At 47.6% G+C, this 23229-nt stretch carries 20 protein-coding genes; 11 read left to right on the plus strand and 9 right to left on the minus strand.

The window, feature by feature from the left end:
- Nucleotides 1–10 precede the first annotated feature (10 nt).
- The 4 genes from rep to AABA11_RS13850 all read right to left on the minus strand — a co-directional run bounded on the left by rep (nt 11) and on the right by AABA11_RS13850 (nt 5658).
- Entirely contained in the window at nt 11–2059 is a 2049-nt protein-coding gene (rep, locus tag AABA11_RS13835; protein WP_338268824.1) for a DNA helicase Rep, read from the minus strand.
- A 143-nt stretch (nt 2060–2202) separates the two neighbouring features.
- Nucleotides 2203–3120, minus strand: a complete 918-nt coding sequence (locus AABA11_RS13840) for a bile acid:sodium symporter family protein (protein WP_338268826.1) — start codon at nt 3118–3120, stop codon at nt 2203–2205.
- A 136-nt stretch (nt 3121–3256) separates the two neighbouring features.
- Nucleotides 3257–4039: a hypothetical protein gene (locus tag AABA11_RS13845; RefSeq protein ID WP_338268828.1), complete on the minus strand. Its 783-nt coding sequence runs from the start codon at nt 4037–4039 to the stop codon at nt 3257–3259.
- Nucleotides 4040–4146: 107 nt separating this feature from the next.
- Nucleotides 4147–5658, minus strand: a complete 1512-nt coding sequence (locus AABA11_RS13850; RefSeq protein ID WP_338268830.1) for a YifB family Mg chelatase-like AAA ATPase — start codon at nt 5656–5658, stop codon at nt 4147–4149.
- A 103-nt stretch (nt 5659–5761) separates the two neighbouring features.
- Between AABA11_RS13850 and AABA11_RS13855 the strand changes: the two genes are divergently transcribed.
- A complete protein-coding gene (locus AABA11_RS13855; protein WP_338268832.1) occupies nt 5762–5977 on the plus strand; it encodes a TIGR02450 family Trp-rich protein in 216 nt (71 codons plus the stop codon).
- Between the two features lie 22 nt (nt 5978–5999).
- Here AABA11_RS13855 and AABA11_RS13860 read toward each other — a convergent pair whose 3' ends face one another.
- Nucleotides 6000–6239: an accessory factor UbiK family protein gene (locus AABA11_RS13860; RefSeq protein WP_265727374.1), complete on the minus strand. Its 240-nt coding sequence runs from the start codon at nt 6237–6239 to the stop codon at nt 6000–6002.
- A gap of 482 nt (nt 6240–6721) precedes the next feature.
- On the opposite strand from AABA11_RS13860, the gene glnK reads away from it, so the two are divergent.
- The 4 genes from glnK to radA all read left to right on the plus strand — a co-directional run bounded on the left by glnK (nt 6722) and on the right by radA (nt 11480).
- The gene (gene glnK / locus AABA11_RS13865) at nt 6722–7060 is read left to right on the plus strand and encodes a P-II family nitrogen regulator (protein ID WP_110576897.1); all 339 of its coding nucleotides are present in this window, start codon (nt 6722–6724) and stop codon (nt 7058–7060) included.
- A gap of 37 nt (nt 7061–7097) precedes the next feature.
- A complete protein-coding gene (locus AABA11_RS13870; protein ID WP_265727373.1) occupies nt 7098–8363 on the plus strand; it encodes an ammonium transporter in 1266 nt (421 codons plus the stop codon).
- A gap of 180 nt (nt 8364–8543) precedes the next feature.
- The gene (locus AABA11_RS13875; RefSeq protein ID WP_265727372.1) at nt 8544–10076 is read left to right on the plus strand and encodes a carbon-nitrogen hydrolase family protein; all 1533 of its coding nucleotides are present in this window, start codon (nt 8544–8546) and stop codon (nt 10074–10076) included.
- A gap of 15 nt (nt 10077–10091) precedes the next feature.
- The gene (radA, locus tag AABA11_RS13880; protein ID WP_338268836.1) at nt 10092–11480 is read left to right on the plus strand and encodes a DNA repair protein RadA; all 1389 of its coding nucleotides are present in this window, start codon (nt 10092–10094) and stop codon (nt 11478–11480) included.
- A gap of 53 nt (nt 11481–11533) precedes the next feature.
- Here the strand turns inward: radA and AABA11_RS13885 are convergent, their stop codons facing one another.
- Both AABA11_RS13885 and AABA11_RS13890 read right to left on the minus strand, forming a co-directional pair.
- Nucleotides 11534–11824, minus strand: a complete 291-nt coding sequence (locus AABA11_RS13885; RefSeq protein ID WP_338268838.1) for a DUF1289 domain-containing protein — start codon at nt 11822–11824, stop codon at nt 11534–11536.
- Nucleotides 11825–11849: 25 nt separating this feature from the next.
- Entirely contained in the window at nt 11850–12383 is a 534-nt protein-coding gene (locus tag AABA11_RS13890) for a COG3904 family protein (protein ID WP_338268840.1), read from the minus strand.
- Between the two features lie 345 nt (nt 12384–12728).
- Between AABA11_RS13890 and AABA11_RS13895 the strand changes: the two genes are divergently transcribed.
- A complete protein-coding gene (locus AABA11_RS13895; RefSeq protein ID WP_338268842.1) occupies nt 12729–13670 on the plus strand; it encodes a GGDEF domain-containing protein in 942 nt (313 codons plus the stop codon).
- Between the two features lie 88 nt (nt 13671–13758).
- Here AABA11_RS13895 and AABA11_RS13900 read toward each other — a convergent pair whose 3' ends face one another.
- The gene (locus tag AABA11_RS13900) at nt 13759–15249 is read right to left on the minus strand and encodes a CoA-acylating methylmalonate-semialdehyde dehydrogenase (protein WP_338268844.1); all 1491 of its coding nucleotides are present in this window, start codon (nt 15247–15249) and stop codon (nt 13759–13761) included.
- A 217-nt stretch (nt 15250–15466) separates the two neighbouring features.
- Here AABA11_RS13900 and AABA11_RS13905 point away from each other — a divergent pair, with 217 nt between their 5' ends.
- From AABA11_RS13905 to AABA11_RS13920, 4 genes are all read left to right on the plus strand, one after another.
- Nucleotides 15467–16375 carry a LysR family transcriptional regulator gene (locus AABA11_RS13905; protein ID WP_338268846.1) on the plus strand — a complete coding sequence of 303 codons (909 nt, stop codon included), beginning with the start codon at nt 15467–15469 and terminating at the stop codon, nt 16373–16375.
- A 135-nt stretch (nt 16376–16510) separates the two neighbouring features.
- Nucleotides 16511–17623 (plus strand): efflux RND transporter periplasmic adaptor subunit, encoded by a 1113-nt coding sequence (locus AABA11_RS13910; protein WP_338268848.1) that lies wholly within the window; start codon nt 16511–16513, stop codon nt 17621–17623.
- Complete coding sequence (locus AABA11_RS13915; RefSeq protein ID WP_338268849.1) at nt 17623–20715, plus strand: efflux RND transporter permease subunit; 3093 nt, start codon at nt 17623–17625, stop codon at nt 20713–20715. Before AABA11_RS13910 ends, AABA11_RS13915 begins: the two co-directional genes overlap by 1 nt.
- Before the next feature lie 85 nt (nt 20716–20800).
- Nucleotides 20801–21781 carry a LysR family transcriptional regulator gene (locus AABA11_RS13920; protein WP_338268851.1) on the plus strand — a complete coding sequence of 327 codons (981 nt, stop codon included), beginning with the start codon at nt 20801–20803 and terminating at the stop codon, nt 21779–21781.
- Between the two features lie 36 nt (nt 21782–21817).
- Here the strand turns inward: AABA11_RS13920 and AABA11_RS13925 are convergent, their stop codons facing one another.
- Nucleotides 21818–22039 carry a DUF1653 domain-containing protein gene (locus AABA11_RS13925; protein ID WP_265727364.1) on the minus strand — a complete coding sequence of 74 codons (222 nt, stop codon included), beginning with the start codon at nt 22037–22039 and terminating at the stop codon, nt 21818–21820.
- A 156-nt stretch (nt 22040–22195) separates the two neighbouring features.
- Between AABA11_RS13925 and AABA11_RS13930 the strand changes: the two genes are divergently transcribed.
- Nucleotides 22196–23209, plus strand: a complete 1014-nt coding sequence (locus AABA11_RS13930; RefSeq protein ID WP_338268854.1) for an arginine N-succinyltransferase — start codon at nt 22196–22198, stop codon at nt 23207–23209.
- The last annotated feature ends 20 nt before the right edge of the window (nt 23210–23229 follow it).

The raw sequence follows: 23229 nt of genomic DNA on the forward strand, positions 1-23229 counted from the left end.
GTTGTCTCAATCAGCCATTCAACATGGCTTTTAATGCCGACAACGAGGCTTGTCCGCGCTCTTTTTTAGCGCCTTCCCCTTCGTCTAAACGCCCTTCCCACACCAAGTCTTCTTCCGGCAATTCGTCTAAGAATCGACTGGGCAAGCAATCGATTTCTTCGCCGTATTGGCGACGCTTTGCCGCCAGTGTGATACAGAGTGTCTTTTTGGCACGCGTTATCCCGACGTAAGCCAGACGACGCTCTTCTTCGATGTCGTCACTTTCGATGCTGTTTCTATGAGGTAAAAGCTCTTCTTCGCAACCGATCAAAAACACATGAGGGTATTCCAAACCTTTCGAGGCATGAAGTGTCAGCAGCTGAACTTTGTCCTCGTCTTCCTCTTCTTCTTGGCGTTCCAACATGTCGATCAATAACAGCTTGCTGATTGCCTGATCCAACCCCGCTGTCTCGTCTTCTTCCCACGCAGACTCCATCATGCGCTGAATGGAATCCAACAAGAAACGTACGTTTTCAATGCGTCGATCGCCAGCTTTAGACGAAGAGGTTTGCTCTTGAATCCAACCGTAATAATCCATGTCATGGATCATTTGCTCGATCACAGGCACGGGCGACGCGCCTTCTAAACGCTGGCGTAAATGGGACATCCATCGTTCAAAATCTTGTAGGCTTTTTAACGAGCGCCCTGTCACCGTCTCTTCCAGCTCTTTGTAGCCGGAGGCTTCGAACAAGCTCACGCCACGCTCGGTCGCCAAGTTACCGACCTTTTCTAGCGTCGCAGGGCCAATCTCACGACGTGGCAAATTCACGATGCGCAAAAAGGCGTTGTCGTCTGACGGGTTCACCAACAGACGCAAATAACTCATCAAATCTTTGATTTCGGCACGTGAGAAAAACGACGTACCGCCGTTCATCTTGTATGGAATTCGATACGCCTGAAGCTTGATTTCCAAGAGTCGCGCTTGATGATTACCACGGTACAAAATGGCAAAATCACGATAGGGAATCTCGTGGCGCAAGTGTCGAGATTGAATTTCAGCAGCCACCCGCTCGGACTCTGAATCTTCATTGCGTGTTACCATCACTCGAATCGGATCACCCTCTTCGTGGTCACTCCATAACGCTTTGTCGTACACGTGCGGGTTATTGGCAATCAGGGTGTTGGCCGCTTTAAGAATGGTTTTGGTCGAGCGGTAATTTTGCTCCAGCTTCACCAATTTAAGATTAGGGTAATCCACCGACAAGCGTTCAAGGTTTTCTGGTCGCGCCCCGCGCCACGCATAAATCGACTGATCATCGTCTCCTACCAAGGTGAAGCAACGACGAAATCCGGCCAACAAGCGGATCAATTCGTACTGACTGGCGTTGGTGTCTTGGCACTCATCCACCAGCAAATAGCGCACTTTTTTCTGCCACCGATCTCGCAACTCTTCGTCAGCCATCAGCAAGCTGACAGGTAACAAGATCAAATCGTCAAAATCCACCGCGTTGTACGCTCGTAAATAGCGCTGATACTGACCGTACACCTGTGCAGCTAACAAAAATTCTTCCGTATCCGCATTGGTCATGGCTTCGCTTGGTGTCGTCAGGTCATTTTTCCAATTGGAAATCGTGTTCTGACAAAATGCGGCGGCGTCCAACTGGCCATTAAATTCCTTATCCAGAATCTCTTTGACTAAGCTGAGCGAATCTTGAGCATCAAATAAGGTAAAGCCATCTTTTAAACCCGCGCGTCGAAATTCTTTACGCAGGATACGCAACCCCAAGTTATGGAAAGTCGAAATGCTCAAGCCCCGACTTTCCGGTTTGGATAACATTCCCACCACCCGTTCTTTCATCTCACGGGCGGCTTTATTAGTAAAGGTAACCGCAATAATGCTGCTCGCCTTGAATCCACACGTTTGAATCAAATAGGCGATTTTCGTGGTGATTACACTGGTTTTTCCCGAGCCTGCGCCCGCCAATACCAATAAAGGTCCGTCGATTTGTTTCACAGCATCTAACTGTCTTTCGTTCAAACTGCGAAGGCGCTGGGCGATGGAAGGCAATGACTCACTCATGAAAAGCTCTGGCTCGTAAGGCGATTAAAATCAGCCCCAAGTGTACCCGACATTCACTTTTCCCGCACGAACATAGCGAATGGAAAAGCATAAAAAAAGGATGCTTAAACGGCATCCCTTTTTAACATCACCAACACAAGGTTTTACTTTGCAGTGTCTTCGTCCACTGGACGACGGCTCCAATAGCTCGCCAATAAAGACCCTGAAATGTTGTGCCAAACACTGAAAATGGTGCCCGGTAAAGCCGCCATAGGAGTGAAAAATTTCACCGCTAAAGCCGCGGCAAGACCTGAGTTTTGAAGACCCACTTCGAAGGCAATTGTACGACATACACGCGCATCAAAGCCCAATAAATAGGTTACCCAGTAACCCAATAACAAGCCAATTGCGTTATGCAGAATCACCGCTGCCGCCACAACCAGACCAACTTGGACAATCTTAGACGCACTCAATGCCACAACAATGGCAATAATTAGCACAATTGCAAACATTGAAATATATGGAAAAATCGGTTCTGCCTTGCGAACAAACTTAGAAAAGAAGGTATTAATCAAGACACCCGCCGCAACCGGCAGCAACACAATTTTAAACAGGCTCATTAACATACCAGCTACCGGTACATCGACACTTTGGCCAATCATCAACGACACCAAGAATGGCGTTAAAATAACACCCAACAAGGTTGAAATAGCCGTCATAGAAATCGACAGCGCCGTATCGCCTTTTGCCAAATAACACATCACGTTCGAGGATGTGCCACCAGCCACACTGCCGACCAACAGCATACCTACCGTCAGCTCTGTATCAAAGCCAAACGCAAACGCCACGCCGAATGCCGCAATGGGCATCACCAAGAATTGCAATAAAACACCAACGCCCACCGCTTTGCCATTCTTCAACACTTGTTTGAAGTCAGCGGGGCTTAGCGTCAATCCCATTGCCAACATAATAATGGTCAACAAAGGAACGATTTGAGTTTTTAAACCGACAAATAAGTCAGGTTGAAAAAAGGCAATTGCCGAAAGCAACAACGCCCAAAGGGGGAACAGCTGGATAACCATAGAACAAGACTCCACATAGGCACCCGGCTTTGTCGCCAATAAATCGACAAAAACGAGCACACAACCACAATTTAGTTATTATTAGCCCCAAAATGGGGAGGAGAATTGTAACGAAATGAAAAGCGTTTAAACAGTATCAAAAAGACAACAGTAAAGACGCTCCCCATTGGTTAGAAGAATGGTTTCCCACGCGGCTGGACACACTGCGGCTGTTATTGCCCGATACCGACCAATACTTGTAAAAAGGCTCAATCACGATTCCGCTGCCGTTTTCGTTCAAGAAGTGTTGGAAACGCAAAGAAATGTGGTATCCCCGCCCATTACGTTGGCTTAAGGTGACGGATCGATAACCATCAGCCGCCCCCAAACGTGTTTCGTTTCTAGCCGATAAAATACCATCGTATTCAAAACGACCGCCGACAGCCCATGTCGATTGATCGCTCATCAGTTCCTGAATTTCGATGCCAATCGGGTTATAAACATACGATTGCTGACTTTTATACCCCGCCACGGACGTGCTGGATGTTTTTCCTCTGGAGTCCATCGTCGAGCGGCGATAGCCCAACCCTAAATAGGGCGTCACGCGATACGCGCCATTTAGAAAAAAAGCGCGTCCAATCATGCCTCGCACGTCGTAGATTTCATTTCTGACGCTGCTTATTTTCCCTTCGCCTTTATAATCTATGTCACTGTTAACATAGGAAACATCCAACAAAGATACTGAAAAAGGGTAATACGCCGAATAGCGTGCAGTAAATCCAGATACGGTTCCGCTCTGAGATACATCGTTGTATTCGTTGTATTCGTTGTAATCAACATAGGATAACGACGGACCAAGCTCTAAGTCATAGCCTCGCGATTCAGCCAATACCGTGGCGCTAAAAAACACCATCCCCAGTATCAATGGCAGCTTATTCATACAGTGCATCTCAATGATTGTCTGTCGCTATTTTTATCATAAGTCGATAAAACAACCTACTCTTTAGGTTATTGTTCTTTTGGATAAAAACATGGCGCCTTGACAGACTAAGACGACACCGCCATCGACAAGGTTTTTTCCATCTTGCGATAACTCAAGGATTCCATTAAATGCGCTCTGGTAACAGGAGAGTCATTTAGATCGGCTAAGGTAAGCGCAACTTTCAACACCCGATGATAAGCACGCGCAGACAATTTCAATTTTTCCAGCGCCTGTTGCATAAACTGTTTATCTTCCTGGCTTAACGCGCAAATGGCTTCCAACTGACGGCCACTTAGCTGCGCATTTTGCACGCCCTGTCGAGCACGCTGCCTGGCCACTGCCACCTCAACACGCTGACGCACACTGGCACTGCACTCCCCTTCTTCATCCGCGTTAACCAACACATTGGACGGCAACGGCGGCACTTCAACGTGCAAATCAATACGGTCTAAAAAAGGCGCGGACAGTTTTTTGAGGTATTTTTGGCTGGCGCTGGATTGATAATAATCTTGCCCTCCATTGTACGCTTCGTTACTGGCATTCATTGCTGCGACTAGCTGAAAACGGGCGGGGAAAGTGACTTGGCCACGAGCACGCGAGATGTGTACTTCGCCATTCTCTAAAGGTTCACGCAACACTTCGAGCACTTTTCGGTCGAACTCTGGCAGCTCATCTAAGAACAAAACACCACAATGCGCCAACGACGCTTCTCCCGGTTTTGGTATCGATCCGCCTCCCACCAACGCCGCAGCCGAACAAGAATGGTGCGGCGATCGAAAAGGTCGTTCAGACCAATGCCAATCCAACCCCATTTTTCGTCCTGCGACCGATTGCACTGACGCCACCGCCAACGCTTCGGCTTCTGTCATCGCAGGCATGATACTGGGTAAACGTGACGCCAACATGGTTTTTCCCGTTCCAGCAGGCCCAATAAACAATAGATTATGCCCGCCCGCAGCGGCCACTTCTAAGGCTCGACGAGCTTGGTATTGGCCTTTTACATCGCGCATGTCTTTGTGGTCTAACGGCAAAGGTTCAATTGGCTTAGACACACACGCAGGCAGCGCGGCTTGCTTTAATAAATGCGCCGTTACTTGCGTCAAATGCTTAGCAAACACCGCATTGCCTTCCACTAATGCCGCTTCTTGTTGATTGTCTTCTGGAAGGATCAATTGCCTGTTCGCCTGTTGGCATGCAATGGCGGATGGCAGCAAACCCGGCACACCACGAATATCGCCCGACAACGCCAACTCGCCAATAAACTCAGTGTCGCGAAGGTGTAGATCACCCAGTTGTCCCGAGGCCACTAAGACACTAATGGCAATGGCCAAATCATAACGGCCACCCTCTTTGGGTAAATCGGCGGGTGCTAAATTGATAGTGACGCGCCGGGTAGGAAATTCGAAATGACTGTTGATGATCGCGCTGCGCACACGATCTTTTGATTCTCGTACAGCGGCTTCTGGAAGTCCCACTATATTTAAAGAAGGCAGTCCGTTTGAAATGTGGGTTTCGACCGTCACTAACGGGGAAGACACACCCACACGGGCACGACTATAGATGGTAGCTAAACTCATGATCACTCCTTGACCTGATAATTTTTAGAGTGAAAAGCAATCCGACTCCTCACTTTTTTCGTAACTGTATTTCATTCCGTTGATAAGGTTACAAAAGACCCTAATGCATCAAATAAACCCAAACAAGCTTCTACTTTCGAAGTGGACATCCACATCGCCACAACAAAAAGAGAAGCATTTTATCGTCACCAAATTGATTCGAGACGAAGAAAACATCGTTATCGAATGCATTCTTGAAGCTGTCATTAACAAACATCAATACCAGTTGCCTTGGCAAGCACTAACATCGACCGAAAACTGGCTTCAAGGCTGGAAATAACCCCACGTATGGCAGGCTTAAATCAGTCGTTTTTTTCTAGCTCATTCAAGCGCGCTTCTAGAACTGCCAGCTTTTCACGGTATTTCGCCAACATCGCCGCTTGCACTTCAAACTCTTCACGGGTGACCAAATCCATTTTACTCAGGGTGTTGCGCGCGACATCGTGCAGTTGCGCTTGGATTTCTTCTTTGGGAAGCTTTCCTAGTGTTTCTGCGGCTTGACCCAATCCGGTGCCCAGCTGCTTTATAAATTGATCAATCATGTCGTTCTCATTATTTGTGTTCACGTTGCTTAATAGTATAGAGACCTACAGAAGGGATAGACAAGTCATCTATGGACGATGCACCAAGATTCTAAGTCAGGCAAAATACAAAATGCCTCTTTTTTGTGCGCCTATTTGCTCGCTTGCTCACACAATGAAAACAATTCCTCGAGATAACGCACCTTTTAGAGTCTCATGCTTCTGCTCATATTGTGATCAGAAGCAATAAGATAGGGATTTGACCCATAAGCAAGCGTTATCAATTGACCTCTTTTGCACCAAGTTAATGCAACCGTTTCGCGGGGCAGCCCAATATGCCGCACAATCCAAAGCCTTTCCCAACCCTTTTTAATTTCTAAAAGTCGACATATTCCTTACAAAGCCTTTGTTCTATGGGCATTTTCATATATGGCACGCATATTGAATAAAGCTTATTACCTGCGATACGACAATAAAACTGACTTTTAAAGGAGACAGTGGGTATGAAGCTTATTACTGCCATCATCAAGCCATTTAAACTCGATGATGTTCGAGAAGCACTTTCTGAAATCGGTGTTCAAGGTATCACCGTAACAGAAGTGAAAGGTTTCGGACGTCAAAAGGGCCACACAGAACTATACCGCGGCGCGGAATATGTCGTCGATTTTCTACCAAAAGTAAAAATCGAACTTGCCATTGCGGACGACATGACTGACCAAGTAGTGGAAGCCATTACAAGCGCAGCGAACACTGGCAAAATCGGCGACGGTAAGATCTTTATCGTTAACCTTGAACAAGCGGTTCGTATTCGTACCGGCGAGACTGGTGTAGAAGCAGTTTAATCTGCTCGAATCATACAAGCCTTTAGGGGGGCGAAACATGCAAGATCAAATTTTTCACTTACAATATGCGATGGACACCTTTTACTTTTTGGTGTGTGGCGCGCTGGTTATGTGGATGGCAGCGGGATTTGCCATGTTGGAAGCAGGTCTAGTACGTGCGAAAAACACCACGGAAATTCTCACTAAGAACGTGGCCTTGTTTGCCATTTCTTGCATCATGTATTTGGTATGCGGCTACTCCATCATGTACGGTGGCGAGTGGTTCCTTACTGGTATCCAAGACGTTGATGTTGCTTCTACTCTAACCGACTTCTCTGGTCGTGACGGTGGCTTCGAAGGCGGCTCTATTTACTCTGGCGCGTCTGACTTCTTCTTCCAAGTGGTGTTCGTTGCAACAGCAATGTCTATCGTATCTGGTGCGGTTGCTGAGCGTATGAAACTTTGGTCTTTCCTTATCTTTGCGGTTGTGATGACAGCGTTCATCTACCCAATGGAAGGTAACTGGACTTGGGGCGGCGGTTCTGTATTCGGTATGTTTAGCCTTGGCGACCTTGGCTTCACTGACTTCGCAGGTTCCGGTATCGTTCACATGGCAGGTGCGTCTGCTGCACTAGCGGGTGTCTTGGTACTTGGCGCTCGTAAAGGCAAATACGGTCCTAACGGCGAAGTTCGCGCTATTCCTGGTGCAAACCTACCTCTAGCTACGCTAGGTACATTCATACTTTGGATGGGTTGGTTCGGTTTCAACGGTGGTTCTGTTCTTAAACTTGGCGATATCGCCAGCGCAAACTCTGTTGCTATGGTGTTTTTGAACACAAACGCAGCAGCAGCAGGTGGTGCAATTGGTGCGCTTATCCTAGCTCGTATCCTATTCGGTAAAGCCGATCTAACCATGCTTCTAAACGGCGCATTGGCTGGTTTGGTTGCTATCACAGCAGGTCCAGACACACCGTCTGCTCTAGGCGCGACTCTGATTGGTCTTGTTGGTGGTTTGATTGTTGTTGTGTCTATCCTGACACTAGACAAGCTTAAAATCGATGATCCAGTGGGTGCGATCTCTGTTCACGGTGTGGTGGGTCTTTGGGGCTTGCTAGCCGTGCCACTAACGAACGACGGCACTACGTTCGGCGGTCAAATCGCCGGCGCATTGACTATCTTTGTTTGGGTATTCGTAACGAGCTTGGTTGTTTGGTTAATCATCAAAGCCATCATGGGTGTACGCGTATCTGAAGAAGAAGAATACGAAGGTGTTGACCTTTCTGAATGTGGTATGGAAGCGTACCCAGAGTTCAGCAAGAAGTAATACCTCCTCGTAATAGATCATTATTCTTACGATCAAAACCCTCGCCTCGGCGGGGGTTTTCTTTTTTAGAAACGCCACTAAATAAAGATTTAACCGTTCAATCTTCCTCCCATCACCTACTTCCTCATGGCGATACGCGTTATCATGAGCAATACATAAGACCGATTTACAGAGGCCAACATGCAGCACGAAGATTTACATTTAACCATTCGTAATCTCACCAACAATGATTATGAACAAGTCAAAATTCTGATGGATAAGGTGTATCACGATATTGGTGGTGCTTGGCCAGAACACACGATTCATCAATTAATTCGAGATTTTCCAGAAGGACAAATTTGTTTAGAAGACCACGGAAAAATCGTCGGCCTTGCCCTGTCCGTGCAAGTGAGTTACCAGCGTTTCAGTAACCCGCACACTTACGATGACTTGGTGGATCAAAAAGAAAACATTTTGAACGACGCTATGGGCGATGCAATGTACGGTTTGGATGCCTTAATTGCGCCAGAGTACCGCGGTTACCGCCTAGGCCGTCGTTTGTATGAAGCCCGCAAAGACCTATGCCGCCAGCACAACTTGCGCGCCATTTTAGCAGGTGGTCGTATTCCAAATTACCACGAGCACGCCCATGAAATGAGTGCGGCTGAATACCTAGAAGCGGTTCGTGAGCGTAAAATTTACGACCCTATTTTGACTTTCCAGCTGTCCAATGATTTCCAAGTTACGCGTTTATTAAAACGCTACATGCCAGAAGACGAAAAGTCCCAAGGCTACGCAACGCTCTTGGAATGGAAAAACATCTTCTTCGAACCAGACACCAACGTAATCCGCTCGCGCAAGACGCAAGTACGCATTGGCGCGATCCAATGGCAAATGCGTGAAGTGGAAAGCGTCGATGAGCTATTAAAGCAAGTGGAATACTTCATTGATGCGGTATCCGACTATAAAAGTGACTTTGTCCTCTTCCCTGAGTTTTTCAATGCACCATTAATTGGACTGAGCCCAGATCAAGGCAACCAAACCGAAGCCATCCGTTTTTTGGCCAGCTTCACAGAACGCTTTATCAATGAAATGTCACAGTTCGCCGTCAGTTACAACATCAACGTGATTACTGGATCCATGCCTGTCATTGAAGACGAAATCGTTTATAACGTCAGTTACTTGTGTCGCCGCGATGGCACCGTGGAAGAACAAAAGAAAATCCACATCACGCCTCACGAACGTCGTGACTGGGTTATCCAAGGCGGCAACGACCTGCGCGTCTTCAACACCGATGCCGGTCGCGTGGGCATATTGATTTGTTACGATGTGGAATTCCCAGAGTTGGGACGTCTGCTTGCCGAGCAAGACATGGACATACTGTTTGTACCATTCTGGACAGACACCAAAAACGGTTACCTACGTGTGCGTCGTTGTGCCCAAGCCCGCGCCATTGAAAACGAATGTTATGTGGTTATTTGCGGCAGCTGTGGCAACCTGCCTCAGGTAGAAAACCTCGACATTCAATACGCGCAAAGCTCCGTTTTCTCCCCATCTGATTTTTCTTATCCACACGATGCCGTGATGGCAGAAACCACCCCAAACACCGAAATGATTATGTTCTCTGATTTGGATTTGGATAAGCTCAAACTAACGCGCAGTGAAGGCTCGGTAAACAACCTAAAAGACCGTCGTACCGACCTGTACTCAGTCAATTGGAAGAAACAGAACTAAGAGAAAGAGACCCTCATGGCCAAAGCTAAAACCGCGTTTGTATGCAATGAATGTGGCGCCGACTATGCCAAATGGCAAGGTCAATGCCAAGCCTGTAGCGCGTGGAACTCACTATCAGAAATACGCCTGACAGCAGGTAAAACGTCGGCTCGGGTGGCCGCAAGCCAAGACCCGCGTTACCAAGGTTACGCAGGCGCGGTCACAGGCATTCAGGATTTGTCTGATGTGGATTTGGGCGATGTGCCGCGTTTTAGCTCCGGTGCCAATGAGTTCGACCGGGTATTAGGCGGCGGCCTAGTACCTGGTGGTGTGGTACTCATCGGCGGACATCCGGGGGCAGGGAAAAGTACCTTGTTGCTGCAAACCATGTGTTGGTTAGCTCAGCAACAAAGCGCACTGTATGTGACAGGCGAAGAATCCCTTCAACAGGTCGCCATGCGGGCGCAACGTCTTGGCCTACCAACGCAAAACCTGAAAATGCTCTCAGAGACCAACGTCGAAGCGATTCTAACCATTGCCCAACAGGTCAAACCCAAAGTGATGGTCATCGACTCCATTCAAGTTATGCATTTGGATGGCGTAGAATCCGCGCCCGGCAGCGTGTCACAAGTTCGAGAAAGTGCCGCCGTTTTGACACGCTTTGCCAAACAAACCCAAACTGCCGTTCTGCTGGTCGGTCATGTCACCAAAGACGGCTCTTTGGCAGGGCCTAAAGTACTGGAACACATGGTGGACTGTTCGGTATTACTCGAAGGATCGGAAGACTCGCGCTTTCGCACCCTTCGCGGCATGAAAAACCGGTTTGGTGCAGTGAATGAATTAGGCGTTTTCGCCATGCTCGAAAACGGCCTAAAGGAAGTTAAAAACCCAAGCTCTATTTTCTTGAACCGCAGCAATCACCCTGCTGCTGGCAGCCTTGTGATGGTGGTTTGGGAAGGGACGCGTCCATTGTTAGTGGAACTACAAGCACTGGTGGATGATTCCGCGTTAGGCAACCCACGACGCGTGACGGTCGGATTCGACCACAACCGACTTGCCATGTTGTTGGCCGTTTTACACAAACACGGCGGGTTGTTGACGTCTGACCAAGATGTGTATTTGAACGTGGTGGGCGGTGTTAAAGTCCTGGAAACCAGCGCTGACCTAGCGGCGATTGCAGCGGTAGTGTCGAGCTTTCGCGATAGAGTGCTTCCGCATGATCTGGTCGTACTGGGCGAAGTCGGCTTGTCTGGAGAAATTCGACCTGTGCCATCTGGACAGGAACGTATTAGCGAAGCCGCTAAACATGGCTTTACCAGAGCCGTCGTACCCAAAGCCAATTGTCCGAAAAAACCGATTGAAGGCATGAAAGTGATTGGCGTAGATCGTCTGTCGGAAGCGCTCGACGCGATTTTTGAAAACTAATCGAGACCTTTTGGCACGAAGTATTGGTAAGCACAGTAGTCGTGCAAAAGTCTCTAGTCGTTTGTTAGTTCAAAAAGATCTGCCAGCGGCTCGGATTCATCTTCCATACCGTAAGGCAACGCCTTGGCAGAATCGGCTTCCAACCTGTCTTGGCGAGCTTTTAACAAGCGGGCGCGGCGTTGCTGACAAAGATCCAAAACATGATGACGCGCTTCATTGGACAGTGAAAACCAATGAAAGCGCTCCTCTCTACTGCGCAAGCAGCCTTTGCAAAACCCTTTTACGCTGTTTTCGCACACACCTCGACAAGGGCTTTCTATGGCGAACAGTTCTATTTGCTCCATATTTCCCCTTTGTCTTGGTGCTTCATTATTCTGTCGCTAGTTGGAAATCGTACACTTCTTCTGGCGATAAAAAGTACACTCTGTCCGCGGGTGCCGCGTCCAATGAAAACCAGTAAAAACGTTCTGGCACGCCCATTTCGAGATAAAAATTCACATACGTGGCATGGATAGGATCCGCCACATTCACATTGGTGGCCTTAAATCTGGTTCCGTCTGACCAAGCATGCACACCAACACCGGCGCCAGCACCAATACTGCGCTGCACCCCACCTAAGAATAGGTCAACCCCACCAGAAAGCACGTAACCTGTGGTCGCAATGTGCGTATTCAACCCCAAGCGACGAATCAAACGAGCGCCTTCCATCGTGGCTTGTTGATCGATCGATCCCGGAATGTCCACCAAGACTAAGTCGGTGACATTGGGGTTTTTGCGTACCATATCGCTTAATTGTTGAACCAGATTGCTGTCTAAAACACCAGACAAATAAGCAGAATTGCCTTCTACATCAACAACTAATCCTTCCGTTGCTTCGGCTTCGGCTTTTTTGGTCTCTCCCATTCCTGAACAAGCGGTTAAAAATAACGCTATGATTAAACATGAGAATCTTGATAATGAAGCAAGGTTATATTTTTTCTTCATAAACAGCCCGAAAAAGTAGAAAAGTGTTAAACCGTTATAAACGTAAGTCAATTGTATTTGGTAACCATAACAGTGCAATGACTTAGTGAAGTAAACCGTTTTCAAGAACACCAAATAACTGAACCAAGGATTGAAGCAACCGTGGTAAATACTAGTCAATTAAAGCATCCGCATTCTTTTACTTCAAACCACGTTTTCAATAGTCTCAGGCAAACGTCTCAGATTTTAAGTATAGCGTCGGCAATAGGCTGCATTGCTCATTTTTTGTTCCTTTTATTATTTATTTATCTCGATCAAACCACGCTTGCTTGGTTCAATGTCCTCAGCGTCGCTTTATGGATAACAACCTTTTGGTTTAATCGTGTTAGCCGGCACGACATTTCCATTCTAATCATGAGCGTAGAAGTGTTAAGCCATGCGGTTTTCGCCACCAGCGTGCTTGGTGCGGATGCTGGCTTTCAGTATTACCTGTGGCCAATGGCGTTACTCTTGATGGCGATACCTTGTCTTAGCATCGCTTGGTCTTCATTCATCGCTTTCGTCCACATGGCAGCATTTACATTGCTGAGCGTGTTTTTCCAAACCAAACTCGACAGTATCATCGCATATTATCCGCTGCTTTTTGTCCTGAATATCGTAGGCGCAAGCCTTCCCTTTATCGCCACGGCCGCCCTTTCTCGATCCATGTATGCCAGTCAATATTTTTTGTTGGTTAACCTCGCGGAAAAAGACGAACTAACACAACTATTTAACCGTCGGTTTGGGCTTGATGCGCTCAACTATTACGTTAGCCGTAAAGCTAAAAACACTGCCCCTTTCTGTATCAGCCTCGTGGATGTCGATCATTTTAAACGGGTAAACGATCAATTAGGCCACCACAAAGGCGACGAAGTACTGATTAAGATCTCAGATTATCTGTCCAAATCCATGCGCGAAACCGACATTTCAAGCCGTTGGGGTGGCGAAGAATTTCTCTTCATTTTCCCGAATGTCGAGCTGTCTCAGATTCAACAACGCATAGAGACCATCTGTGCAGACATGCCTAAACACATTGCCATAGAGGGCTGGGATAAGACCATCACTTGCAGCTTTGGCCTGATTCAAGTGGACAAAAACGAAACCGCAGAAAGCGCACTAAAACGCGTTGATGACTCCCTATATCAAGCGAAAAAAAATGGTCGCTACCAAGTGGTAAGCGACCATTAAAAAACATTCCTACTGACTGTTGTGGCCTAATAAAATCGGACTCCAAGGACAGAAAGAAACGTCTGGGACTCTTTCGTTTCCGTTGCGCTTATGAAGGGAATGAAAAACTCTTTCCTTCGCGTACACCTGCAGACGGCCAGCGTTGCGTGATGGTTTTACGCTTCGTGTAAAAGCGCACAGCATCTGGACCGTAAGCGTGCAGATCACCAAACAAAGAACGCTTCCAGCCACCAAAGCTGTGATACGCCACAGGAACCGGTAATGGCACATTAATACCCACCATACCGACCTCAATGTAATCAGAGAAATAACGCGCGGCTTCACCATCACGAGTAAAAATACACGTGCCGTTGCCGTACTCATGGTCATTGATCAAAGTCATAGCCTCTTCCATGGTATCGACTCGAACCACCTGCAAAACAGGGCCAAAAATTTCTTGCTGATAGCTGTCCATCTCTTTGGTAACACCATCAATCAATGTGGCACCAACAAAAAAGCCATTTTCGTAGCCAGAGACTTTCGGATTGCGCCCATCCACAACCACGGTCGCCCCCTGAGATTCAGCACTATCAATAAAACCAACGACTTTGTCTTTGTGCTCTTTGGTGATAACAGGGCCAAAATCATTGGATTTATCCGAAAACTCACCCACTTTTAAGGGTTTCATGGCGTCTGCCATCTTGTTTACCAAGGCATCACCAGCCGCTTTACCCACCGCCACAGCCACAGATAACGCCATACAACGCTCACCAGACGAACCAAATGCCGCCCCCAATAATTGGCTGACCACGTTATCCATATCCGCGTCTGGCATCACAATCGCGTGGTTTTTCGCGCCGCCCAATGCTTGGCAACGTTTGCCATTCGCACTGGCTTTGCTGTAAATGTATTCTGCGATAGGCGTAGACCCAACAAAGCTTACCGCTTTAACGCGCTTATCTTCTAACAAGGTATCCACAGCGACTTTGTCACCATTCACCACGTTAAAGACACCGGCAGGCAAACCGGCTTCATACAGCAATTCAGCAATAAACAACGACGTACTAGGGTCGCGCTCTGACGGCTTCAACACAAAGGTGTTGCCGCATACGATCGCCATTGGGAACATCCATAAAGGCACCATCGCAGGGAAGTTAAACGGTGTAATACCAGCAACAACACCCAATGGCTGGAACTCGCTCCAAGAATCAATATTTGGGCCGACGTTTTTGCTGTATTCGCCCTTTAATAATTCTGGTGCACCACAGGCGTATTCCACGTTTTCAATACCGCGCTGCAATTCACCCGCGGCGTCATGGCAAATTTTACCGTGTTCAGCACCGATCAATTCGCAAATTTTGTCCGCGTGCTTTTCCAATAACGTCTTGTAATTAAACATTACCCGAGCACGCTTTAGTGGCGGCGTGTCACGCCATGCGGGGTAAGCCGCTTGCGCAGCCGCAATGGCCTCTTCAACCGTAGCGCGAGAAGCAATCGCCACTTTTTTCGCCACCTCGCCTGTCGCCGGATTAAACACATCCTGCGTGCGTTCTGCGTCTAGCGAATGATTGCCGTTGATCAAATGTCCAATGATGTCCATGTGCGCTCCGTAAAAGGGATTAGTCAGCCTGTCAATTAACTGCTGCGTCTCAAATATTAAGAGGCAACAGCCTTGTATTGACACTACTATGCCAAGAGGAATAGATTATGAAAACTACAATCTATTAACGCTTAGTTAAATTTTTACTTAACTAAGTAAAGCGATGAACAACCCGCTTTTGTATTGACTACAAACGGCTTTTTGATCAGGAAGGCACATGAAACAATTTCAGAGTCAGGTAAGCGATGCCGATTTACGCATCTTGCGAATCTATCGCACCGTGGTCGAATGTGGCGGATTTTCCGCGGCCGAAGTCGAACTAAACATCAGTCGTGCCGCCATCAGCATTGCGATATCCGATCTTGAAACACGGCTCGGCTTTCGTCTGTGTCAACGAGGTCGCTCTGGATTCGCCTTAACCAATGAAGGCAGTCAAGTGTACGACTTCACCTTGCAACTGTTGTCGTCTATTGAAGACTTTAGAACCAACATTAATGCGCTCCACCAGCATCTAAAAGGCGAACTCAACATTGGCATCACAGACAATTTGGTCACCCTGCCACACACGCGTATTACGCAAGCTTTGGGTGGCCTAAAAGACAAAGGCCCTCACGTAGCCATTAACATTCGGATGATCCCACCCACTGACGTGGAACGCGGCGTACTGGATGGACGATTGCACGTCGGCATTGTGCCGGACTTAAAAATCCTCAACGGTCTGGATTATCACCACCTGTACGAAGAAGAATCCAAGCTGTACTGCAGCAACACACACCCTCTGTTCACCCTATCTGACGACGCTTTGTCCAAAGCCAAGTTAAAAGAGTACGATGCGGTGCTGCCCGCCTACGCGCAAACACCGGACATCAAAGCGCAACATCAGCCACTGACGCCCAGCGCCACGGCGACCGACCGCGAAGGCATTGCCTTTTTGATTCTCACAGGACGTTATATAGGCTTCTTACCCGACCACGTTGCAGAACACTGGATTCGAGACGGTCGCATGCGCGCCATTTTGCCAAACGACTGCCACTACATTACCCAATTTTCCGCCATAACGCGCAAAGGGGCTCGGGCCAATTTGATTCTAGAGACTTTTTTAGCGGAGTTGGAAAAAACGCAGTAGTGCGAATATACCCCGTTTCAGCAAGATATTCGCAACTAGGCATATCTTTCATATATATTTAAATGTTCATATCCTCACACGAGAGATATAAAATACATTCATCTAACTATTTCCTAAATATTTACGGAGCAATGAATGAATTCCCAAAAACGTTTAAATACGCTTGTTGGTATGACGCTGGCCGCTTCTCTGCTGCTGGTTGGTTGTTCATCAAGCGAAGAAGAAACCGTGGTCGAAAAAGAGATTATCCGTCCAGTCAAACTGATCTCTATTGCCGCAACCGACGCGGTGAACATTCGACGTTTTCCTGCTGAGCTCAAAGCCAGTGAAGAAGCCGACATTGCGTTTCGCGTTGGCGGTCAGTTAGTGGCGCTGAACGTGGTTGCAGGTCAACGCGTTAAAAAAGGCGAATTGCTTGCTGTATTAGATCCAACCGACTTCAAATTACAGGTAGAACTTGCTCAAGCCAACCAACGCCTTGCAGAAGCTCAGTTCAAACGTATTCAGAACTTGTTGCGCCAAGACGCGACAACCCAATCGCAATACGATTCAACCAAAGCGACATTAGATCAAGCCAATAACGCCCTTCAAACGGCAAAAAATCAGCTGCAATACACCAAAGTGTACGCGCCTTTCAGTGGCGTCATTGCTTCTGTCGCAACGGAAAACTTCCAATACATCAGCGCCACAGCGCCATTGATGCACATTCAAAACATCGATGCTTTGGATGTGGAGTTCCAAGTGCCTGAAAGTCTCGTCGTCAGCATCAAAGCCACCAATTCAAACTACCAGCCAAAAGTCGTGGTTGACGTAGCACCAGATGAACCACTTGCAGGTGAGTACAAAGAGCACAACACCACTCCCGATCAAACCACTATGGCGTACGATGTGACTTTACGTCTGATCCGTAACGATTCAGCACAACATACGCTATTGCCGGGTATGACCGCGAACGTCGACATCGATTTAAGCCGCCTGCTGGGTAAGAAAAAACACTTCACCATTCCCGTTGAAGCCGTGCTTCGTCATGAAGACACCGGCACAGGCCAGTCCAACAGCACAGTGTGGGTATTCAACAAAAACACCAACCAAGTGAGCGCGCGTGTGGTGACTTTGGGTGCTTTACAAAATGACCAAATCGAGATTTTGTCTGGCCTAGAAGCAGGCGATCAAGTGGTTGCCGCTGGGGTAAATAGCCTAACCGACAGCATGCACGTTCGTCCTTGGACACGTGAGCGAGGTCTATAATGGATATCGCAGCGTATTTTATAAACCGCAAAGTCACGAGCTGGATGATCACACTGATCTTATTGGTCGGTGGTGTGATCGCGTTTTCGAACTTAGGACAACTGGAAGACCCTGAATTTACCATCAAGGATTCCTTGGTAATCACCTACTACCCTGGCGCGTCACCAGAACAAGTAGAAGAAGAAGTGACCTACCCGATTGAACGCGAACTGCAAAACTTGCCGTATGTGGACAAAATCACGTCGACGTCTAAAGCAGGCTATTCGAAAGTTCAATTAACCATCAAAGACACCTATCGTGCCAAAGAGCTGAAACAGATCTGGGACGAAGTTCGCAAGAAAATTCGCGACATTACAGGATCCTTTCCAAGCGGTGTTGCCACGCCTATCGTGTTGGATGACTTTGGTGATGTGTACGGCGTTATGCTGGCGATCAATGGGGATGGCTACCCATACAAAGACCTGAAAAATTACGTGGATTACGTAAAACGGGAATTGGTATTGGTCGATGGCGTTGCGAAAGTGACGGTGGCCGGTGAGCAAGACGAACAAGTCACAATCGAGATTTCTCGTTCCAAACTGACCAATATGGGCATTGCGCCAAGCCAGCTAGAAACTCTGCTGTCCAATCAAAACAGTGTGTCTAATGCGGGCCGCGTCAAGGTCGGCAGCGAATACATTCGCATCAGCCCAACGGGCGAATTTAACGACATTTCCGAATTGGAAAACTTGATTGTTGGCACCCCAACCGATGGTAAGCTCATTCGTTTACGCGACATCGCGACCATTAAACGCGAGTACGTCGAGCCGAAAACACACCTAGTGGATTTCAATGGCGCCAAATCGTTATTACTTGGCATCTCGTTTTCCTCTGGCGTAAACGTCGTAAAAATCGGTGAGGCTCTTGAGAACCGCATCGAAGAATTGCAATACCAACAACCCGTTGGCCTAAACATGGACCCGATCTACTTCCAATCCAAAGAAGTGGAACGCTCTGTGTCTAACTTCCTACTTAACCTAGTGGAAGCGGTTGGTATCGTTATTTTAGTGCTCTTGGTGTTCATGGGCATTCGCTCTGGTATTTTGATCGGCATCATCTTGTTGTTGACCATTTTGGGCACCTTCATCGTGATGGATTATTTCCATATCAACTTACAGCGTATTTCCTTGGGCGGTCTGATCATTGCGCTCGGTATGCTGGTGGACAACGCCATCGTCGTTACCGAAGGCGTGCTCATCGGTATGCAACGGGGCATGACCAAACTGCAAGCCGCCAGTTCGGTGGTAAAACAAACCAAATGGCCGCTGTTAGGCGCGACCGTTATTGCCGTCACGGCCTTCGCTCCTATCGGCTTGTCCCCTGATGCCGTTGGTGAATTTGTTGGCTCACTGTTTTACGTGTTACTAATCTCGCTGTTATTAAGCTGGATTACCGCCATCACCTTGACGCCATTCTTCTGTGATTTGTTCTTCAAAGACAGCATTGCGAAAGCAAACAGCGAAGAAGGTGACGCACCAGAAGCGGTTGACCCATACAATGGTTTTATCTTTTCTGGGTACAAATGGCTCTTGGATAAAGCCATGCATTATCGCTGGGTGACGGTGATTCTGTTGGTCGGCAGCTTGTTTACTGCGGGCTGGGCGTTCCAGTTTGTGAAGCAGTCTTTCTTTCCGCCCTCCACGACACCTATGTTCTATATGGACATTCAGATGCCGGAAGGGACGCACATTGAAGACACGCACAATACCGTTAAGAAGATCGAAGCCGACCTACTAAAAGACGAACGTATTAACTACGTTACGTCTACAACGGGTCAAGGCGCGTTGCGATTCATGCTGACGTACACGGCAGAGCAAGCGAATTCAAGCTACGCTCAGTTCATCGTTCGTACCCATGACACAGAAGTGATTCCTGGTTTGCTAAAAGACCTGTATTACAAAATGCAGGAAGAATACCCGGAACTGGAAGTGAAATTGCAACGTCTACAGTTAGGCCCCTCCTCTGGTGCCAAATTGGAAGCACGCATCAGCGGGCCAGATCCTAAACTGTTGCGTCAGTTCAGTGCGCAAATTCAGGAAATTTACCGCGTCGATGGCGGTCTGGAAAACATCAAAGACAATTGGCGTCAGCCGGTTAAAGTACTACGTCCTATTTTCAATGACGCCCAAGCACGACGCTTAGGCATCAGCAAAACCGAATTGGACGACGTACTGCTAACCAACTTTACTGGCTCACAAATTGGTTTGTACCGTGAAGGGACGGACTTATTACCGATTGTTCGCACCGCACCAGAAAGCGAACGCGTTTCCATCGATCAGATTCGAGATCTACAGATTTACAGTCCCGCAACAGGATCGTATGTCACCTTATCGACCTTAGTGTCTGGATTCGAAACCGTATGGGAAGACCCCATCATTGAACGTCGTGACCGTAAACGCACGATTACCGTGATGGCAGACCCTAAAATATTGGGCGATGAAACCGCAATGGCCATCTTTGGTCGTACTCGTGGTGCCATTGAAGCCATTCAATTGCCACCAGGCTACGTTCTAGATTGGGGCGGTGAATACGAAAGCAGTACCGATGCGCAAGCCAATATCTTCAAGGCATTGCCAATGGGTTACTTGTTCATGTTCATCATTACTATTCTGCTGTTCAACTCAATCCGCGTGCCGCTGACCATCTGGTTTTGTGTGCCGCTGGCATTGATTGGGGTATCGACAGGCTTGCTTGCGATGAACTCAGCGTTCAGCTTCATGGCGCTGCTTGGTTTCTTGAGTTTGTCTGGTATGACGGTTAAAAATGGTATCGTATTGGCAGATCAAATAAACTACGAACTCGAACAGGGCACAGAAAAGTATGAAGCCATCTTCATGTCTGCTGTTAGCCGTGTGCGCCCAGTTTGTATGGCCGCCATCACCACTATTTTGGGTATGGTGCCATTATTGTATGACGCGTTCTTTGAAGGCATGGCCGTGGTAATTTCGTTCGGTCTTGGTTTTGCCACGATTCTGACGCTGATCGCTGTACCGGTGTTTTACACCATATTGTTCCGTGTTAAATATCGTCATCACGACGAATTTGAATCCTAACGGTTCAGCCTGTTTCAAAACTAAGCCTTATTGCCAAGTGCAATAAGGCTTTGCTTTTCGAGCAGCCGTTTTATCGAGAAAGTATATGCATCTAGACGACATCTTAAAATTAGACATTAAGTTACTCGTCGCCTTCGTTACCATTATGGAAGAAGGCAGCGTTTCGCGCGCCGCAGAAAGATTAGGGGTTACTCAACCCGCTTTAAGTAAAAGCCTGCAAAGGTTAAGGGAATTATTTAAAGACTCGCTTTTCACTCGCCAAGCGTATGGACTGAGTCCAACCGCACGAGCGTCTGAGCTTCACGACCTTATTCAACCGATCTTAAGCTCACTGTCCGAGTTAATGAGCCCGAACTCATTAGATCTAAAAAGCCTAGACAGACGCTTCAAGTTACGTGTAGATGAAGGCGACTTAGAAAACTTCATTGAACCATTATTGGCATCCTTACAATACCAAGCGCCTAAGCTCAGATTGTCTATCAGCTCTTGGGGTGACACTCAATTGGATGAGCTGATTTCTGGCAATGTTGACCTTGGGATTATGCGGATTAATGACACTCCCGGAAACATTCGTAGCAAGCTGATAGGCTACATGGAAGCCTGCATCATCATCAGTGAAGCGCATCCGCTTTTTCATCAAGACGAAGTATCGGTTGCCGATTTGTTAGCGCACAAAGTGGTGACACATCATTTGCGTAGCCATCGTAACAGTTCTTTTTCAAAGACCGAACAAAAGCTAAAACAGCAGGGGCATGTCATTCAGGCTAGCCTAGAAACCGACAGTCTAATGGTCGCCATGCAAGCCATAAAACGCGGTATGGCATTGGTAACATCGCGATCCATCGGTGACCTTTTCCTGAACGTCATGTGTGAAAAAGCCAATTTTTATCCCGTGAAATTACTGCCGATTCCACAAGAAGTGCTGGATCTTGATGAATACAATGGCCGACATCCCATCCATATTTTTTGGCATGAACGCTTTAATAATGACCTTGCTCACCGCTGGCTGAGAGAGCAAATCATTTCCTTTATGCGTGAATCACCTTGGATGCACCCGCCAATTTGATCTCAAAGTAGCGAATAGCCAAGTCCAAAGAATGCTTTATCCCGCGTCACGCTCTGCTCGTATCCAATCAAAACGCGGGATACTTTCTCCATTAATCTCCACCGTCTCAATAAACATGGACAAGGGTCTGGCCCACCAACCAAAGTCACCATACAACGCCTGATAAATTACCAAGTCTTCTTCCGTTTCGCTGTGTTTGGCCACACGTTCAACCCAATACAACGCCCCTTTATAATGCTGATACACACCCTTTTTCATTCAGAACCCTCTCATACTTATTAAAAATCGACCAATTTCAGCCAACATCCACAAAAATGCGTCGCCAATACGAAAGTTGGACTCTTACCAGCCGAACACAACTTGGTGATAATAACCAACATATTATCGTCTATGACTCATTTTCAGGAATCTTCTATGTATCTAGTACGCCCAGTAGATTTTGCCGATCTTCCTGCGCTGGAACGACTTGCCCAGCAAGCTGGCATTGGTATCACCAATTTCCCAGCCAATAGAGAACGCCTAAATGACAAAATAGCCTCCTCTCGTCGTTCTTTTCAAACCGACGTCGTACAGCCGGGCGATGAATCCTACTTGTTTGTTTTAGTGGATACCAGCAACGATCAAATCATTGGTTGTTGTGGCATCGACGCCATGGTCGGTGTAGACACGCCATTTTACAGTTACCGCATTGACGAAGTGGTTCACGCATCGCCTCAGCTGCAAATTCATAACCGTGTGCCGGCTTTGTTCCTGTGCCACGACTACAGTGGCACCAGCCGATTGATTGCCTTGGTTGTCGACAAAGCGCATCAAAATACCGTCGCGATGTCGTTACTATCCAGAGCCAGATTGTTGTTTATTGCACGTTACCCAGAGCGCTTCACCGCACGACTTTTTGCCGAATTGCGTGGCGAAAGCGACAAACACGGCTACTCTTCTTTTTGGGACGCGTTGGGCAAGCACTTTTTTTCCATGGACTTTAAAAAAGCCGACTACCTTTCCGGTGTCAGCAACAAAAACTTCATCGCGGAATTAATGCCGCGTTACCCGATTTATGTGCCGACCTTGCCAGAAGCCGCACAAGATGCGATTGGCGTGATCCACGAAGATTCCGACCAAAGTGCCGACATTTTGCTGAACGAAGGGTTTGAATTTCGAGGATATGTCGACATTTTTGATGCTGGCCCCAGCATCGAAGCCAGAACCGAAAGTCTACGCACCATCGCACAACAAAAAATGGACAAAGCCCTTAGCCTAACCGACAAAGCCAAAGGGCCAATGCACCTAATATCCGCCGGACATTTAGAACATTTTCGCGTTACTGCAGCGCATGCCGAGCCTCAAGTGGCTGGGCTAGCGATAGAAAAAGCAACCCAAGAACGACTCGGCATCTCTTCGGGACACCGCATCCAATGGGTCGCACTGTAAATTACATAATAAGAGGAAAA

The sequence above is a fragment of the Marinomonas pontica genome (genome assembly GCF_036322735.1).
GTDB lineage: Bacteria > Pseudomonadota > Gammaproteobacteria > Pseudomonadales > Marinomonadaceae > Marinomonas > Marinomonas pontica.